The organism is Martelella alba, from assembly GCF_005217455.1.
In the GTDB taxonomy this organism is placed as follows: Bacteria; Pseudomonadota; Gammaproteobacteria; order Enterobacterales; family Enterobacteriaceae; genus Acerihabitans.
Genome location: NZ_SZPQ01000016.1, coordinates 118,342 through 136,701 on the forward strand (window position 1 = coordinate 118,342; position 18,360 = coordinate 136,701).

General features: G+C 54.2%; 16 protein-coding genes. 8 read left to right on the plus strand and 8 right to left on the minus strand.

From position 1 onward, the window contains the following. Positions 1–62 precede the first annotated feature (62 nt). Positions 63–914 (minus strand): undecaprenyl-diphosphate phosphatase, encoded by an 852-nt coding sequence (locus tag FCN80_RS12180; RefSeq protein WP_136990428.1) that lies wholly within the window; start codon positions 912–914, stop codon positions 63–65. 340 nt (positions 915–1,254) lie between these two features. Between FCN80_RS12180 and hcp the strand changes: the two genes are divergently transcribed. The 3 genes from hcp (at position 1,255) to FCN80_RS12195 (ending at position 4,337) form a co-directional block, all read left to right on the plus strand. Then, positions 1,255–2,913, plus strand: coding sequence for a hydroxylamine reductase (gene hcp / locus FCN80_RS12185; RefSeq protein WP_136990429.1), 1,659 nt, complete (start codon positions 1,255–1,257; stop codon positions 2,911–2,913). 7 nt (positions 2,914–2,920) lie between these two features. Further along, a complete protein-coding gene (gene hcr / locus FCN80_RS12190) occupies positions 2,921–3,901 on the plus strand; it encodes an NADH oxidoreductase (RefSeq protein ID WP_230492637.1) in 981 nt (326 codons plus the stop codon). Between the two features lie 193 nt (positions 3,902–4,094). Continuing rightward, complete coding sequence (locus FCN80_RS12195; protein WP_136990431.1) at positions 4,095–4,337, plus strand: DinI-like family protein; 243 nt, start codon at positions 4,095–4,097, stop codon at positions 4,335–4,337. A gap of 249 nt (positions 4,338–4,586) precedes the next feature. Here the strand turns inward: FCN80_RS12195 and FCN80_RS12200 are convergent, their stop codons facing one another. Beyond that, positions 4,587–5,132: a YfaZ family outer membrane protein gene (locus FCN80_RS12200; RefSeq protein WP_136990432.1), complete on the minus strand. Its 546-nt coding sequence runs from the start codon at positions 5,130–5,132 to the stop codon at positions 4,587–4,589. Next, positions 5,132–5,335 carry a hypothetical protein gene (locus tag FCN80_RS26445; protein ID WP_170975378.1) on the minus strand — a complete coding sequence of 68 codons (204 nt, stop codon included), beginning with the start codon at positions 5,333–5,335 and terminating at the stop codon, positions 5,132–5,134. Before FCN80_RS26445 ends, FCN80_RS12200 begins: the two co-directional genes overlap by 1 nt. 253 nt (positions 5,336–5,588) lie before the next feature. On the opposite strand from FCN80_RS26445, the gene FCN80_RS12205 reads away from it, so the two are divergent. Next, positions 5,589–6,686, plus strand: a complete 1,098-nt coding sequence (locus FCN80_RS12205) for a hypothetical protein (protein WP_136990433.1) — start codon at positions 5,589–5,591, stop codon at positions 6,684–6,686. A 235-nt stretch (positions 6,687–6,921) separates the two neighbouring features. Beyond that, the gene (locus tag FCN80_RS12210) at positions 6,922–8,502 is read left to right on the plus strand and encodes an autotransporter outer membrane beta-barrel domain-containing protein (RefSeq protein ID WP_170975379.1); all 1,581 of its coding nucleotides are present in this window, start codon (positions 6,922–6,924) and stop codon (positions 8,500–8,502) included. Between the two features lie 338 nt (positions 8,503–8,840). Here FCN80_RS12210 and FCN80_RS12215 read toward each other — a convergent pair whose 3' ends face one another. The 3 genes from FCN80_RS12215 to psiE all read right to left on the minus strand — a co-directional run bounded on the left by FCN80_RS12215 (position 8,841) and on the right by psiE (position 12,202). After that, on the minus strand, positions 8,841–9,410 hold the full coding sequence (locus tag FCN80_RS12215) for an LOG family protein (RefSeq protein WP_136990435.1): 570 nt from the start codon (positions 9,408–9,410) through the stop codon (positions 8,841–8,843). A gap of 264 nt (positions 9,411–9,674) precedes the next feature. Then, entirely contained in the window at positions 9,675–11,537 is a 1,863-nt protein-coding gene (locus FCN80_RS12220; protein ID WP_136990436.1) for a methyl-accepting chemotaxis protein, read from the minus strand. 266 nt (positions 11,538–11,803) lie between these two features. Continuing rightward, on the minus strand, positions 11,804–12,202 hold the full coding sequence (gene psiE / locus FCN80_RS12225) for a phosphate-starvation-inducible protein PsiE (protein ID WP_136990437.1): 399 nt from the start codon (positions 12,200–12,202) through the stop codon (positions 11,804–11,806). 105 nt (positions 12,203–12,307) lie between these two features. Between psiE and FCN80_RS12230 the strand changes: the two genes are divergently transcribed. Beyond that, positions 12,308–13,174, plus strand: a complete 867-nt coding sequence (locus FCN80_RS12230) for a helix-turn-helix transcriptional regulator (protein ID WP_136990438.1) — start codon at positions 12,308–12,310, stop codon at positions 13,172–13,174. 17 nt (positions 13,175–13,191) lie between these two features. On the opposite strand, the gene FCN80_RS12235 is transcribed toward FCN80_RS12230, so the two are convergent. Next, positions 13,192–13,686 (minus strand): CinA family protein, encoded by a 495-nt coding sequence (locus tag FCN80_RS12235; protein WP_136990439.1) that lies wholly within the window; start codon positions 13,684–13,686, stop codon positions 13,192–13,194. Between the two features lie 1,282 nt (positions 13,687–14,968). Further along, a complete protein-coding gene (locus FCN80_RS12240) occupies positions 14,969–15,916 on the minus strand; it encodes a LysR family transcriptional regulator (protein ID WP_230492641.1) in 948 nt (315 codons plus the stop codon). Between the two features lie 56 nt (positions 15,917–15,972). On the opposite strand from FCN80_RS12240, the gene FCN80_RS12245 reads away from it, so the two are divergent. Further along, entirely contained in the window at positions 15,973–16,947 is a 975-nt protein-coding gene (locus tag FCN80_RS12245) for an NmrA family NAD(P)-binding protein (protein WP_136990441.1), read from the plus strand. 271 nt (positions 16,948–17,218) lie between these two features. Beyond that, entirely contained in the window at positions 17,219–18,358 is a 1,140-nt protein-coding gene (locus FCN80_RS12250) for an efflux RND transporter periplasmic adaptor subunit (protein ID WP_136990442.1), read from the plus strand. Positions 18,359–18,360: the final 2 nt, after the last annotated feature.

The following is an 18,360-nucleotide window of genomic DNA, read 5'->3' on the forward strand; positions in this document are numbered from 1 at the left end:
ACGCGCCGCCCTTTGTCGGCGCGTATTCGCCATTTCGTGAAGGATGCGCGACGTCTATCGCCTCAGCCGAAGTACAGCACCGCCAGCGACGCGACGAGGCAATAACCGCCGAACAAATGCCAGCGGTCTTGCTCCAGCCAGCGGGACAGCCAGCGCAACGCCGCCAGGCCGGCGATAAAGCTGAACACCATTCCCAACAGGCCGGGGGTCAGCAAATGCAGCATATTGCCCGCCGTCGGCGCCGCCCTTGTGGCGTCCACGCCTTTATCAAACAGTCGAAATCCCTCTTTAAGCACCACCGCCGGCGTCAGCAGCACCGCCAAGGCGAAACTGAACTCTTCGGCGCGTTTGCGCGCCACGCCCGCGGCCAGGCCTGTGGAAATGGTCGCGCCTGAGCGGGAAAAACCGCGGAACGGCAGACACAACCCCTGCACCAGTCCGATGAGGATGGCGCGCCCGGTGGTGATTTCGCCTCGTTCGCCTTCGCCAAAACGGCTTGATGCGATGATAAGTACGCCGGCGGCCGCCAAACCGGCGGCGATCACCCGCGTATCGCCAAAGAGCCGTTCGATTTCGAAGTTGGCGGCGTTGCCGGCATAAAGATGTTTGATGACCGCCTGCAACGTCAGGCCGATAACGCCGGTCACCGCCGTGGCCAGTATCAGGTAGAAGGCATTCAGCCGAAACGCGGCGGCGGAACGGAAATAGGTGGACCGCCAGGTTTTCCAGAAAAACACGATAACGGCGAACATGGTGCCGGTATGCAACATGACCAGCAGCAGCGTCATCTCGGGCGCGGTGGGATCGAGTCCCATCAGTTTTTCAGCCATGATGACATGGGCTGAACTGGATACCGGCAACAGTTCCGCCAGTCCCTGTACAACAGCGAGAATCAGGATATGGATAAAAGACATGTCATTGGCCTCACAGCGGGAAACAGGCGATTACGCCATCGCTAAGGAAGAAATGCATAAAAAATATCAACCTGGAGGAAATAAACGGAACGTGAAACAAAGTGTATAGAATCCTTTCGTGGTTTACCGCCGGATTTTGTGGAAGAACTGTTACTGAACATTTCGTGCGGTAATTTCACAGAGAACATATTTTCCCCCCCACGATCCCTGGGGCTTACGCCGGCATAAATTGCGCTATATCAATAAACAGGCGAATAGCGGACAATGCGTTAGGGAAATGAACGGCGCCGTCTTATTTTAAAGATGCATATTAAATGCATCTTATAAGTGGAGCTTAATCATGTTTTGTGTGCAATGTGAACAAACCATTCGTACTTCCTCAGCCAACGGTTGCGCCTATGCGCAAGGCATGTGCGGCAAAACCGCCGAAACGTCAGATTTACAGGATTTACTGATTGCGGTACTGCATGGTCTGTCCGCCTGGGCGATCCATGCCCGCGGCCTGGGTATTATCGATCACCAGGTCGATAGCTTCGCCCCCCGGGCGTTTTTCGCCACGCTGACCAATGTGAATTTCGATTCCGAACGCATCGTGGAGTACGCCCGCCAGGCCGTCGCTCTGCGCGAGGCGCTAATTGCCCGCTGCCGGGCCGTCGACCCGGCGGCGGACATTACCCACCCCGCTGCCCACCTTGATTTACCGGATTTGTCGCTGGCCGGCCTGCAAGCCGAGGCGCAGCGCTTCGCGCTGGATATCGACCGGGACGCCGTAGGGGCGGATATCCATGGTCTGCGGATGCTGTGCCTTTACGGCCTGAAGGGGGCCGCCGCTTATATGGAACACGCCCACGTATTGGGGCAGTACGACGAGGAAATCTATCGCCAGTATCACGACATCATGGCCTGGTTGGGTACCCGCCCCGATGGGATGGATGATTTGCTATCACGGGCGATGGTTATCGGTAAAATGAATTTCGCCGTGTTGGCCATGCTGGATCGCGCCGAAACCGGTGCTTACGGCAATCCCCGACCGACCCAGGTCAACGTCAAGCCGGTAGCGGGCAAGGCTATCCTGATCTCCGGTCATGATCTGCGCGATCTGCGTCTTTTGCTGGAGCAAACCGAAGGGACGGGCATCAATATTTATACCCATGGCGAAATGCTGCCGGCCCACGGCTATCCCGAATTAAAAAAATTCGCCCATCTGGCCGGCAACTATGGCAGCGGCTGGCAAAATCAGCAAAGCGAATTCGCCCGCTTCCCAGGGCCAATCGTGATGACGTCCAATTGCATCATCGATCCCGCGCCCGGTCAGTATGACGACCGTATCTGGACACGGAGTATCGTTGGCTGGCCGGGCGTAAGCCATTTACAAGGCGACGATTTCTCGCCGGTAATCGCCCAGGCGCGCCAAATGGACGGTTTCCCCTATAGCGAGATCGAACATCTCATTACCGTCGGCTTCGGGCGTCAGACGCTGATGGACGCGTCCGATCGGGTTATCGAGCTGGTATCACAGCAAAAACTGCGGCATATCTTCCTGGTGGGGGGCTGCGACGGCAGTCGGCAAGAACGCAGCTATTATACCGACTTCGCCCTCGGCGTCCCTGAAGACTGTCTGGTGATGACCCTGGCCTGCGGCAAGTACCGCTTCAACAAGTTAGCGTTCGGCACGCTGGAGGAATTGCCGCGCCTGCTGGACGTCGGCCAATGCAACGATGCGTATGCGGCCATTGCCCTGGCGGTGCATCTGGCGGAGAAACTGGGCTGTGGAGTCAATGAGTTACCCCTTAGCCTGGTGTTGTCCTGGTTCGAGCAAAAAGCCATTGTGATTTTGTTGACCCTTTTGTCCCTGGGCGTCAGAAACATTCGCGTCGGCCCCACCACGCCGGGCTTTCTGACCGATAATCTGCTGGCCGTGCTTAATGGGCAATTTGGTTTGCAAGCGATAACCGAACCCGCGCGGGATCTGAACGCGATGCTGGCTGAATGCGCCTAAGGAGTCAATGATGCCGGTACCACACACCCTTTGCCGTCACCGTATGCAAGTTCACCACATCAAACGGGAGACGTCCGATGTCTGGACGCTATCTTTGATTAGCCACGACGGATATTTCTATGAGCCGGGCCAATTCGCGCTGGTCAGCATTAACGACAGCGACGTCCTGCGCGCTTACACGCTGTCATCCACGCCGGGCCAAAGCGAATTCGTGACATTAACGGTACGCCGCCTAGACGACGGACTCGGATCACGCTGGCTGACGGAACAGGTCCGAATTGGCCAGGATATTTGGCTGTCGGACGCGCAGGGCGATTTCACTTGCGCCCGCCAACCCGATCCGGCCTACCTGTTTTTGGCCGCGGGATGCGGAGTCACGCCCATTATATCCATGTGTCGCTGGCTGGCGGCCAATCGCCCGGAGGCGGACGTGGCGGTGATCTACAGCGTCCGCGCGCCGCAAGAGGTGATCTTCGCCGATGAGTGGCGGATGATGCAACCTTGGCTGCGATTCACGGTATTTGCCGAACAGGGAGCGGACGGGGACATAATGCCCGGCAGACTGACCCGGGAAAAACTGGCGGCGCTGGCGCCGGATATCGCCCGACGGCGGGTAATGGTCTGCGGACCGACGCCTTATGGAGAACAAGTGGCGAAAGACGCGGCGGCACTGGGCGTCACCCAATACCAACAGGAACGATTCTCTATTCCAACGACGATCGGGGAAGGAGAATTGAACGTGACCGTGGCCCATTTGGCGCGGAAATTCCGGGTACCGACCGGCATGACGCTGTTGGCGGCGCTGGAAAGCCATAACGTGCCGGTTAACGCCGCCTGTCGGGCTGGCGTGTGCGGCAGTTGCAAAACCCGGATTCTGCGGGGGGACTACCAGGTCAGCAGTACCGCGACATTAAGCGCGCAGGAGCGGGATGAGGGGTATGTACTGGCCTGTAGCTGTCGCTTACAGGGCGACGTGGTGGTGGCCTGACGACAGATGCCCGCATCCCGTCTTTCCCGCCCGCCGCGCAATGGCCTCTATTCCGCCATGATTGACGGCGGGCGGAGGAATCGGGCGTTCTCCGCCGGTTCGTTGCGCCATTGGGTTCCCTTATATTGTCTTTTCCATTGATTTCTCAGTAATAATACTGTATAAAAACACAGTAAATTAACAGGGAGGCCATATGCGTATCGAACTGATTTACGATAAACGGAACCTGAGCGGCGTACCGAACGCCGGCGCGCTTATTGAAGCGGAATTATCAAAACGGGTTCGCCGGGTTTTTCCGGATGCGGCAATCAAGGTCAAGGCCATGCAGGCCAACGGCATCAATACCGACGCCGGCAAACAAGACAAGGCCGTGCTGAACCGGTTGGTGGAGGACATGTTCAATGAAGCCGATCAATGGTTGATGCAGGACAGTTGACGGCGCCCCGTCCGCATTGGGTGAACATTCACCGCGGGTTTTACGCCGCCTCGCTTTGGCCGCAAGGCCCACCCCTCAAGGGGCCGCGTAGCGGCGGGAAACGGCGAACCGTGGCGGACGACGATCCCCGCGGGCGATTATCGGTTGGCTTATGGGTCGCTGATGACGAACACGACGGGCCCGCCCCACTGATCGCGGGGCAAACCGGCGCCCTGCCCAGGGCGGTATCGTTCATAAGGATCATGATGATCAAAAATTCAGCGCGCCGCCGATATAGGCTCCGTCAGCCAGCACACTGTCCCGTTGACCTTCCTTGCCGTTCAGTGACAAATACCGGTAGCCCACGCTGACGGTAACCAGGGGTATCGCCGTCAGCCGCACGCCGGCATTGGCCTCGGTATAACTGTCAATGCCGCTGGAAAGCGAATCCGGTGAATAATAATAGTCGCCATACAGACTAAACATGCGACCGACCGGCAATCGTACCCCGGCGCCCACCGCCACGGCATAGCCATCGTCCCCACCCTTGGGTTTGGTATACAGGACCCGTCCGCCAGGGGTTACCATCAATGGACCGACCGGGATATTGTAGCCCAGTCCCAGCCCGGCGGTATCGCCGTTATCGTCGTTATGCGTCCAGTCCCCGGTGAGCGCCAGGCCGGGAGTGGTCGTACCCAGGCCAAAACCCAGATTGGTAAAATGCTCCCCCACTTCGCCGGTAACACTGGCGGCATCAGCCGATGCGATGACCAGCATCAGACCGGCGGCCACGCCAGCAGCTATTATCTTGTTCATTATCTATCCTGAATAATTAAATGAGCGGAATGTTCCGCCAGAGGCAGTTTACCCCAAAGCCCGTGGAAAGTTAGCATATTTATTAATGAAAAAACCTGTTTTAACAGCGTATTGCCTATCAATTTTCCCTTCGGGAAAAATGGATTTCCCGTATGCGGGAAAGCGCCCATGACCAACAGCGCGCCTTGGGTGAGCGATATCATGTCTCCCATAAACCCAGGCGCGCGACCAACGCAATAACCAGGGGAGAGCGAACACCGTCAACCAAGAGGCGACTCGAAGTATCCAGAATGTCTACTCTGGATAATTTAAGGGACGTCACAGCCTACACAGCGACACATTTTACGATGACGACGCTACAGGGAACTTCATGACTTCAACATTATAAGTTGACTCATCCAACTTACGATTATTAAACTTTCTGCTCCTTTTTATTGAACCTGAAAATTACTAAACATGATCACCAATACATCGCCATTATCTTTTTCATCGGTCTACGCCGTGGACGCGGATATCCATAATCGTGCCGATCCCAAACAATTCCCGGTTGTCCAACCGTGGCTCACGGCAAGCCATTCCCCGACCGCTCAACATATTGAGCAAGCGCTAGATAGCTATTACGCTTCTTATTTTGATTTGGACTATACAAACCCTGCCCTGCTCGAACAGGAAAATCATATAGCTCCCTATCTTTATTTATTGTACCACCCCAATGCCGCCCAATGTCTGGATGCGTTTGGTGATAAGCATTTACTTGCCAGGCTATTAAATCTCTCCCTGGCGGAAATGATCAAAGATTCGCCTCATCTTCTTTCTGACACCATCGAATCTTGCCTGGGCATTATTCAGCATTGTCTTTCGGATTATCGCGAGACGTTTGGCAATGAGTTGTCGCCAGGCCAATTCCTGTCCACTTATTATCTGGATACCATGCTAAAAAAAATGGCCGCGCTGCAACCCGGTTTCATCTACTGTAGCCCCCTCCCTTATATGCAGGCGAGTTTTTCCTATAACCCGACCGGCTTTCTCACGGAGGGCATTGATCATCTTACCAAAGCCGCTTGCGATGCGCTAAGCGGTCAACCTGTCGGCCATCGCGTGCTTTTGCCTATCGTCATTAACAGGCTAAACGGGTCTTCAGGGGATGACTTGGCAAATGGCCATATCATCGGCTGCGTTATCGAAAAAAACCATAACGGCTATCTATGCGAAATATTCGATAGCGCAGCGGATGATATCGATGAAGAGGTGAAGGATTTCCTGTGCGGTTTGCTTTTGAAAGCCGACGAAGAAAACCCTGGTAACGTGGATATACAATGGCGCTTTGTCGGTGGAAGGAAGCAATCTCACAATGACTGCGGCTTTCATACTTATCACTTTTTCAAATTCGCGTTAGAAAAAAATAACACTCTGGATCAAACCAGAAATTATCTAGACTTCATCGATCATGTTCATCAGATAAGAGACGATGCAATTATTACCGACTGGCAAGCCAGTCAACTTTATCGCATATTATTTTTTCTGGATTTCATACAAATAGATAATATTCAATAATTTTAGTCTTACAACAAACCGTACCTATTGATTTGCTTTTCGAATAATACCAAAAGGCATGATCACTCAATTTACACTCTGAATAATTCAAGTTGCAGCGCGGTGTCGAATGAGAAACCGAATGTTTCTTATACACCCCAGGAGCATGGCCCACTTTGTGACTGAGGTGAACGACCGCGCCCGTCGAAAAAGCGACGTGAAGCCAGTCTATTTCAAATTTAAGAGGAACCGGGGAATGAGATTCAATCGTAGGCTTTTTTATCTTCGCGCTGTCATTTTGACCACGATTATCGGGTCCGCCACGGCCTTGGCGGTCGGCCCCGAATCGGGCATTCCGTCAGGCGCCCGGCGCGCAATGATGCCCGCCAGTTATTTTGCCCCGCTCTTTGCCGTGAGACCTCCCGGCACGCCGCCCGCCGCCGCGGCAAATCAAAACGCGGCCTCTTCCGCCGCAACGTCTGGGACCGGAAGCCCTCCCGCCAAGGTACCTGTTGCCGCGCCGCCAAGGGAATCGACGTCCCGAGCCGCGGAGCCTGCCGCCTCGCCTTCGCCCGCCATCGCAACGCCCCGGGCCGCGGATCTTGTCGCCTCGCCTTCGCCCGCCATCGCGACATTCCAGGTTGCTGAGTCTGCCGCCCCGCCTTCGCCCGCCATCGTAACGCCCCGGGCCGCGGAGCTTGCCGCCCCGCCTTCGTCTGACAACGCGGCATTCCAGGTTGCTGAGTCTGCCGCCCCGCCATCGTCCGACAACGCGACTTCCCGGGCCGCGGAACCTGCCGCCCCGCCATCGTCCGGCACCCACAACGATGACGCGGCCGGCACACAACGCGAGCCTGTCCGATCTTCCTGGTCCGCCGCCGCCGCAGGCATCCATATTAACCAACTGATCGTTGCCAATAGCCTCTTCACTACCCACATGCAGGACCGGCATGGCGCGTGGCGCATAAATTTTCCCCCTGAAACCCGCGACGACAACGCCTCACCGCTGTGGCTACGCACCACGGCTGAAGGGTATTCGGCATCATTGGCCAACGGACGCGCAAAAACCACGACCCGCGACATGCTGCTGCAAGGCGGCGGCGAAGTCGCCCGGCTGCGCGCCGGAGATAACGGCAGTTGGCATCTCGGCGTCATGGCCGGCATCGGCCAGGGGCGCAGCAAAAGCCGTGACAACCGAACCGGCGATAGCGCCCATGGCCGCCTGCATGGCTATTCCGGTGGGATATACGCCACTTGGTTCGGCGATGAGCAAAACCAGCTCGGTCCCTACTTTGATGGTTCGGTCAACTACAATGTGTTCCACAGCCATGTTCGTTCAAACGGGCGACACGAACAACGCTACTCATTACGTGGCTTGACGGGGGCTATTGCAGGCGGCTACACCATGTTGGCGTATTCGGGCGAAAACCGCGATTTACTGATCCAACCCCAGACACAACTTACCTGGCTGGGCGTGAGGCCGACGGGCGATGGCGGCCGGGAAAGCCATTCAGCGGCATTATCCGGCGAACGCATCCAGACCCGGCTCGGCGCCAGAGCCAGCCTGCAAACACCGTCCAGCCGGAATAGACCTGTGCAAAGCGGTTTTCAGCCCTTCCTGGAACTCAATTACCTGCGTAATCCGTCGGCTTATGATTTCCACCATGACGGCAGACGCTTTCAGCAGTCAGGTCAACGCCACCAAGGGGAAATCCGTATCGGTCACGCAGGACGGTTGACCCAGAACATCCATCTGGCCGCCGACCTAGGTCATCGGTTTGGTCAACAGGGGTTCAAGGGCTACCATGGATCCCTGGGGCTTAAGATCGAATTATGACATTCTTCATTTGAGTGAAGAGCGGCGCCTAATGGCCGGCGTCGACCAAGGTCGGACTCTCAATACTTCGCGTTGCATCGCGGCGGCAAGCGAGCGAGTCCCCAGGAGCATAGATGACTATGTGACTGGGGTGAACGAGCGCAGCCAACCAAGAGACAACGTGAAGTATGACGAGTATAAAGCTGGGCGCCCCACCCATCCCCAGCCGTTATTGACTTATCACAGGAGCCGCCAGGGGAAACACGGTTGCCCGTGGGAAACCGAAGCGTCGATCATGCTGCCGCTTACCGGCCAATTCATTATCATTGGGCGCGTTTACCTTATGTTCTGTTTTGCCGTCATTTTTGCCATTTATGTTTAGGCACCTGATAGTTTTCAAAACCCACCAATAAACGAGAGGGGTCGTCCGCCACAATCAGCATCTCGAGATATTGGTTTTTTAGAAAACCTTCTTCAACCATTTTACTCACCATAGTCAATAACGGCGAAAAATAACGATTAACATTAAAAAAGGCGCAAGGTTTTTGATGTATCCCCAATTGCGCCCAGGTCCATTGTTCAAATATTTCTTCCAGCGTGCCGGCCCCGCCAGGGAGCGTCAAGAATGCATCGGAAAGCGACGCCATTAATTGTTTCCGTTCATGCATATCCTTGACCACAAACAGTTCCGTCAGGCCAGTATGGGCAATTTCCTTTTCAACCAAAGCCTGCGGCATCACGCCGATCACCTGGCCGCCGCAGGCGAGGGCGGCATCCGCCACGGCACCCATCAGCCCCACTTTACCACCGCCATAAACAATTTTTAAATTATTTTCCGCAAAATAGCTGCCAATAGACTTTGCAGCCTGCATATAAACAGGATTCACACCAGCGCTGGAACCACAAAAAATACCGATACTCTTTAACATATAACGCCCCACTACAATGTGGAAAATGCTCTTTAAAATAATCTCTCTTCTTGACATTTTTATCATTGCACGAAAGAAATCGTAAAGCAATTTACAAGCCGGCCACTGAATAATAGCCAATGCGTTGCTGCGGCCAGGGTGTAACAAACTCGCCGGATATGAATATAAACCGCCAACGGCGGCTTTTGGCGGAGGGGGAAGCGCTGTTTCTCATCCCCCCAGGCGCATAATCAAGCCTCGGCGAAAGGATGTTCCGCCGGGTGTTTATGATTCCACAAGGCTCGGCACATCCGGCATGATGCCCGTGCCGGATTCAGGCAATGCCGTCCGGTCCTGTTCTATCAATTTGAACACACCGACCAGTTCCGTCAGTACCTGTGCCTGCGTTTGCAGTGACTGGGCCGCCGTCGCGGATTGTTGTACCAGCATGGCATTACGCTGGGTCGCGCCGTCCAATTGGCCGACCGCCGCATTGATTTGGTGGATCCCGTCGCTCTGCTCTCGGCTGGCGCAGGCGATCTCCCCCATGACCTGCGTCATATCGGCGACATTGCCGACCATTTCCCCCATTGCGACATCGGCCCTTTCCACCAAATCGCGGCCTTGCCCAATCTGGCCGACGGAGTTATCGATCAGCGCCTTGATTTCCCTGGCTGCCGTGGCGCTACGTTGCGCCAGCATTCTGACTTCGTTGGCGACCACCGAAAATCCCCGGCCCTGGGCGCCGGCCCGAGCGGCTTCCACCGCCGCATTCAGCGCCAGGATATTGGTCTGAAAAGCAATACCGTCGATCACCCCGATAATTTCGGACATTTTCATCGACGATTGGTGAATTTCTTGCATACGGACGGTGACCGCCTTCATCAGGTCGCCGTTTTGCTTCACCAGCGCATCCGTTCGGGAGACCAATTGGTGAACCTGGCCGGTATTTTCCGCCGTATGGCCGATGGTGGCTTCCAATTGCTCCAGCGTGGCGGCAGTTTGCGCCAGGGAACCGGCCTGTTCTTCGGTCCGGCCGGAAAGGTCCTCATTGCCCGAGGCGATGCCATCGGCGGCCGTTTTTAACGACAGTCCCGTGTCGCGCAACCGTATCAACAACATAGAGAGCTTATCGCTGAACATATTGAATGCGCGGGCGATATCGGTGACCTCGTCGCGCCCATCCACCGGCAGACGCCGGGTCAGATCATTGGAGCCCGCGCTAATGGCGCGCAAAGTATCGCGCACGGCGCTCAGGCGCTTAAGCAAAAAGGCCACCAGCAAGTACATGGCAAAACCCGAGACGATTAACAAGATGATAAGCGTTAGCAAGGTGGTTTTGAGCAGCGCCTGCAGCCCCGCGGTTGTGTCGGCGATATCCAGCGCCACTACCAGATACCAGTGTGTACCGGCGACCGGCGTCGCCAGCAACTGCACATCGCGTCCGTTCATCTGGCCTTCGGTGGTGCCGCGCGCGCTAATCAGTCCCTGAAACCCCATGCCAGCGACGGCGTTGGCGAACGGCTGCAAGGTCAACGCCGGATCGCGGGCGGCGATCAAGGCGCCGTCGCGATTAACCAGCATCCCGCTGCTGTTGGGCGTGGGCTGGATACTGCGCACATTGACAATGACATTATCCATCGCCACATCACCGGCCACCACTGCCCGCAATTGCCCGTCCCGCTTGACGGGAACAGCAAAGGTCACCACCAGTTTGCCGGTGCCGGCGTCGACATAGGGCGCGGTCACCACCGGGCGATCTTCCGCCGCCGCCTGCCGGTACCACGGACGGACCGTGGGGTCGTAATCCGCCGGGACACCGGCGGGATCGGAAAACCGGGCGGTTTTATCGGCATAGCCGACATAGACGTTGGTAAAACCGCCCGCGGCGGCCATTTGGCGAAAAACGGGCACCGGATCAGCGCTTAAGGCAACATCTTGCAACGAGTCGATCACGCCCATTTTGCTTTTAATCCAATCGGTAATGGCTACGACATGGCTATGGCTGGTGGTTTGCAGGATGTCGGCATCCGCCTGCCGATGGTTAAATCGCGCCACTCGGTAATTAATGAGGGAATTAAGGACAAGGATGAACAGTAAAAAGCCTGTTGTCGCGGTCAAAAGACGAGCACGAATGGATCTGAGCATATAACGTCACCTGCAAGTTATTTCCTGACTGATATCGGCCAGGCGGGGTCCGTTCTTTACAGAAAAAGCGCATCCATAAGAAAACGTTATAGCTGCACAATACCCCGAGGTACACCGCGGGAGGAGCGAATGCCGCCGACAAAGCGGCAACATGGTATATGGCCCGTAGAGATTGAATTGTTCACGGGAAAAACGCATCCGCGCCCCGTCCCATGACCGAGCGGCCATGATCGCGCCAGTACGGCGCAGGGCCGGCTCCTTGCCCTTTATTCACGTTTGAGGCGGTCGCTGTTGGCCAGCCACAGCGTCAGCACCAGTATTAATATCGCCGTAGAGTACAGCAGCGTATCCAAAGCATTTTTATGATCAACGATGATGAGACGGATGATAGCGGTAATACCAATATAGACAAAATAGCGCAGTGGAAAATGATAGCCCGACTGAAAATACTTCATGATCAGCGCCAGAAATTCAAAGTAAAGAAAATAATTGACGATACCCTCAATCAATAAGTAGGACGACGCCGTCGCCCCGTTTTCCAGCAGCACGCCGCCCAAATGTACGGTTTCCATCCCCAGAAATACCACCAGGATTATCCCCAGGCAAAGCAGTCCAAAATTCAACACCCACTGCAAGCCGGTTGCAATGCGAACGCCATTGATCATCTATACCTCCTATACTCGTCAAGTATGACGAGTATACTCGAAGTATTTGGAGTATAGAGTCGCGTTAGAGAATGGCTAGATGCGAGGGATAAGGATCGGGGGGATATGGCTTTATCGGAGACCAAAGACAATTTACTCGGCGCCTATTTAAAGGATCGTCGCACCCGGCTCGATCCCGTGGCGCTCGGCTATCCTCCGTCGCGCCGGCGAACGTCAGGATTGCGGCGTGAAGAAGTGGCCCAGCGCGCCAATGTCAGCACCACCTGGTATACCTGGCTGGAACAAGGCCGGGGCGGCGCGCCATCGGCCGGCGCGCTCGATCGTATCGCTCGCGCTCTGATGCTCAGCCACGTCGAACGCGAGCACCTTTTTCTATTGGCCTTGGGCCGCCCGCCCGAGGCTCACTATCAAGAAAGCGAGGGTATCTCGCCTCGCTTACAGCGGATCCTTGATACATTGGCATACAGTCCGGCCATTATCAGAACCTGTACCTGGGATCTGACGGCTTGGAACCCCGCCGCCGCTGCGGTCTTTGACTACAATGCCCTTCAGCCCGGCCAGATGAATATCCTGCGCCGGATATTCTACGAACCCGCCGCACGGGCCGCGCAACTTGATTGGGAATCGGTGGCCCGCTTTGCCGTGGCCGCCTTTCGGGTGGATGTCATGCGGGCCGGCGCCGCCAAAAATACCGAAGCCCTGGTGAACGAACTGTGCCGTCGCAGTCCTGAATTCGCGGCGCTATGGCGTGATAACGATGTACGCACCCACGGCGAAGGCGTAAAGCACCTGCGCCATCCTGAACTGGGCATTATCGCTCTGGAGTATTCAGCGTTTGCCGTTGATGGCCGCCCTGATCTGAGTATGGTGATTTTCAACCCGGTCACCGCCGAGGACACCCGCAAAATACGAACGCTCATGGAAAGACGGCCGATCATGGCTAAGGCGTTGCAAGGCGGCCTTAAGGCATAACCGGCCATACCGCGCGATTATCCCCCCGGCAACAATAGCGCGGTGAGATGTTTCAAGGCGAATAGGGTGGCCTGCTGAATAACCTGTTCGTAGTCCCCCTCGAAATGGCGCACGGAGGTGTGTATTGAGTCATCGGCAAGACACCACGCGAACCAGACCGTACCGGCGGGCGTGCCATCGGCGCCGCCGCCGGGTCCGGCATAGCCGCTAATGGCCAGTCCGATATCCTCGTCGGGCAATCGTTTGGCGCCTTTGGCCATTTCCCGGACCACCGGATCGCTCACCGCCGTATACGCGGATAATAGCTTGAGCGGAACACCCAGTATCCGGTTTTTAGCGATATCGCTGAACGTGATGAACCCGCTGTTATAATATTCGCCGCTATTTTCAACGGAACACAGCGCCATACTGACCATTCCGCCCGTGCAGGATTCGGCGGTAGAGAGCCGGTAGCCGGACATTTTTAACACAGCTATCAATTCTGCGGCAGCATTTCTAAGATTATCACTCATTGGCATATACTTCCCTTATCTTTGAGTTGCGACAGTACCTCAACGGAATGAAAACCCTCACACTCTGCGGCCAAGAAGTTATATTTATCAGCTGTTATATTAATTTTTCCTCTTATATAAAATAATTATTACGCTAGTCTTATCTGCCTGTAATATTTCGATCCACTTCATGCTCGGTTGTATACAGCCCTCTTGTTATAAAAACGATGACATTCTGACCATTTATCCACCCGCCGCCGGGATCAGCTGCGAAATATCCTGGACAACGCCTCACACTCATGAATAAAGATGCATTTTACCTACGTCAAATACCCGACCTAATTAACCCGAATGGCATCGCAGTGGCCAGACAATCACATATTCGCCAAAACGAATACGAGGCATTTTCGGCCCGAGACTGCCTCACGCCCTTTCTCCTTCAGGGGCGGGAACAAGGTCGTGGTCTGAGTGCTCAAACGTCGCCAACCATGAGACAACGAGGGGTATGATAAGTCCACTGGTCATACTTCACGTCGCCGCTTCGTTAACGGTGTTCGCGACCTCCCGCGATGCATCTCAAAGTATTAAGGGTATAGAGGTACGATCTGCTCCAATATAAATGACCCAGCGATCTAGCCTGCTGTTTTAAGGCGCCTTTGTCTTTAACATATAGAATAGACAACTATTCCGCGATGCAACTCTCCTCACAATTTTTTAAGAAAATTCTCAATCTCTGGCCCGCCCCCTATAACTTGGCAATATTATTAAAAGGAATAAATATATGATAAAAGAATTTAATGAAATGTGATAATAACCAATATCCGTGGCGTCGTCTCAAGCCACCGGCAGGTAAATGTCGCCATGGCAAAGGCGAACGTTAATCGGCCACGGCAGGTCCTGGGCGAAAGACCGTTGCCTCCTTTTACCCCTGACATAGAGATAATCCTCGGCGCCCCGTCTCAGCGTATTGTGACCTGGATGCGATGCCCTAGGCGTAAGGATAGCGCTGCAATGGGGATGATCAACCGGCGCCGGCAGAGCGGCAATGTGATGTGTTACTTGTCGGAAGTTAAGAGGATGCCCCCCGCGTGCCAGACGCTAACGCCGCCGCAGAATACCCCTAAGATCATGTTGCTGAGTCCCGGAAAATGCGGCGCCAGCAGACGGATCCCGGCCATTGCCGCCGATTGACCCCGTTATCCGGCTCACCCCATTGAATATTGCAACCTGTCCTTGCCGACCGCCTTCATCCCATTTTGCGCCAACAGGCTCGGGCGTCATCGCCACGCTTTGGTGGCTAGGGTTATCTGATGGTTTTAATGAATAGATCTTTTATCATTCGGGCGAATATCGGCACATCGCTGTTATGGCAATCCTTGAGGTAAGCGACACCATAGGCGATATTTTTATCGATGATAAAGGGGATATGTACCAGTCCTTCGCTCAGTTGTCGGCAAAAGGTCGGCATTATCGCAATGCCCATGGCGCACTTCATCATGATGGCCGCGGAGAACTCCGAATCAGAATAGATGAACCGACAGCCAGGCAGAGATTCCTTCAATTTTTCCTGGCCGATATTAAGCTCTTTCGGGCATTGCAATGGGTCGCAAAGAATAATGTTTTCGCCATGGATATCCTCTAGCCTGATGATACTTTTCTGACTTAAAGGATGATTTTCCCCGACAACGCAATCCAATCCGGCGGACATGATTTCCTTGAAGATGACGTTATCAGTGTTTTCAATATTATCCCTAACCGTTAAAATAACATCATATTTCCGCGTTAAAAGCGCCTGTTTCCTGGCGATATGATCGGCTTTGAATACCATGAACATGGTGGAAGGATGGTTTTCCCTGTATGCGTTGATCATCATGGGAAGATTCAATTTCTCCAGGTCATGTCCCTCATAGCCGATATTGATCACATCCGTCACCTGATTATCCATGGCGGATGCTTTATCGATCGCCATCTGAAGGCGGGTTAACACATCTTTGGCGTCAGGGTAAAACACCTTCCCAGCGGGCGTTAATTCCACACGGTATTTGTTCCGATTGAACAGAGGGAAATTAAGCTCACTTTCTAGCTTCTTGATTTGATGTGTCACCGCTGGCTGCGTCAGATTGAGGATTTCCGCGGTATGAGAAAAGCTCAGTGTTTCGCTAAGGATCACAAAACAACGCAATTGAATAATATTCATCCTGTCACCCTTATAAAAATCACTAATCACGTATAAATCATTTCGATTAAACATATTAGACAAAAAGAGCTAACATCCATGCCAGATAGAAATTTATTCCGAGGTGTAGCATGAAATATGTCATTACCGGTTGCGACGGTCAGTTGGGAGGGCGGGTAGCCGAAAACATGCTGAGCAACGTCAACCCAAGGAATTTAATTTTTACTTGCCCCGATCCTAAAAGGCTGCCGGCGGAAACCGTCGCCAAATGGAACAGGCTCGGTATCGAGATTTGCACCGCCGATTATGACAAACCGGAACAAATGTGGAAAGTGTTTAAAGGCGCCGACCGGATTTTTATCGTCTCCGGGGTATTAATTGGTGAAAAACGCGTTCAGCAACACCGCAACGTCATCAACGCCGCAGTCAAGGCGGGACTGAAACATATCACTTATACCTCGTTTCTGGGCGCCACGGACCCGCGTTATGCCCATGTCTATGTGACGCCCGATCATACGGCGACCGAGGAATACCTGCAGCACATCGCCGCGGATTCAGGGATTGAATACAATGTCATGCGAAACAATTTGTATATGGAGAATTACCTGACCACCTCAGTCATGCTGGCTTTGCTTTCCGGCAACAAATGGTATACCACGGCGGGTGAAGGGAAAGGTACTTTTATCTCTAAAGACGATAGCGCATTGGCCGCCACCGTATTGTTGCTGGGGGCCGGGCAAAAGAATACCGCTTATAATATCACCGGCAAACAGGCCATTTCCCAGCGGGAAATTTGTCAGTTGATCAGCGAAGCCTCCGGGATCCCCTTGCAATATTGTCCAGTGGATAAAGAGGCTTTTTTTGCCTATCTGGATTCCATCGGTATCCCACGGACCACTGATGGCGATTATTCCCGCTCTCCAGTGCCTTGGTGTGGAAATGATATGGTCACCAACGAGGCGAGTATCGCTGAAGGATTGATGGATTTTCGCTCAGACGACTTCTATAAACTGACGCTAAGAATACCAAAAACCGCTAAGGATTTGGTACAGCGTTATAGCTATATCTGGAAAGAAAAAATATCAAATTGGAAAGATATCAAATAACCCTGTTCCTCTCTGTAACCTTGCATTCTCAGCATTCGTCCGAGAGCATGAGGTTTTGCCGACCGTGACGAAAAAGGTCGGCTTTTTTTATGATAAGCCGGAGCGAGTCAAAATTAAAAAATCGCTCTCGGCGTTTTTCTATGGAGAATGAAAAACCGCCGTCAATCAATACCCTGAAAAGTAATAGCTATCTGTTATCTATGTTTTTTTCTGAAAAATCTAACGGCGTTTCGCTGATGAATATACTGATGAGATGATGCAGGGAGAGTGTATGCGTATTAAAGTTATTTCTTTGGTTATCGCGTCATTGATGCTTACGGCGTGCGATAATTCCGCCAAATTGTCGGGAGCGGGCAATCCGCCGCCGCAAGTGGATGTCGTCACTCTGAAAACCGAACCCGTGACGCTGTCCACAACGTTGCCGGGACGGACGACCTCGGTCCGGACGGCGGAGGTCCGCCCACAGGTCGACGGAATTATATTAAAGCGGCTATTTAAGGAAGGTTCGGAAGTCAAGGCGGGCCAACAGCTCTACCAGATCGATCCGGCAACCTATCAAGCCGCCTACGATAAGGCCAAAGCGACATTACTGAGCGCCAACGCGCTCGCAAAGCGGTATACCTCCTTGGTGGCGGCCCATGCCGTCAGCGAACAACAGTATGACGATGCCATTTCCAGCGCCGCCGAGGCCAAAGCCGATTTGGAAACCGCGCAGATCAATCTCGATTACACCAAGGTCAAGGCGCCCATTAGCGGCCGTATCGACCGCTCTCTGGTCACCGAAGGCGCGCTGGTGACCAATGGCCAGTCCACCTATCTGACCACCATCACGCAACTGGATCCGATGTATGTGGATATCAGCGAATCGTCCCGTAATTTGTTGCGGCTGAGGCAATTGATCGCGCAGGGCAAACTGAAAGCCATCAACAACCATCAAGCCGCCGTGCGATTGATTCTTGAGGATGGGTCGACCTATCCGGTGGAGGGCCGCCTGGAGTTTTCCGAAGTTCGGGTGGATGAAAATACCGGATCGGTTACCTTGCGGGCGACCTTCCCCAATCCAGAGCGGATATTGCTGCCGGGCATGTTCGTACATGCCGTCCTCGCGCAAGGCGTTCAGGAGCAAGGGATTATGGTGCCCCAGGAATCAGTGGGTCACGATACCAAGGGCCGCCCCTATGTTTATGTCGTCAATGCGGATAACAAAGTGGCTCAGCGTTATGTCCACACCGGCGAGATGATCAACAACAGCTGGCTGGTGACCGACGGACTCAATGTGGGTGACAGGGTCGTGACCGCGGGCATCCAGCGCATCGCGCCGGGGATTACGGTTACACCGCTTGAGCGCGCCTCCGCGTCCACCGAAAAATCCCACTTAGCCCTTTCCATGACTGACCCTTCAGCACAGTAATA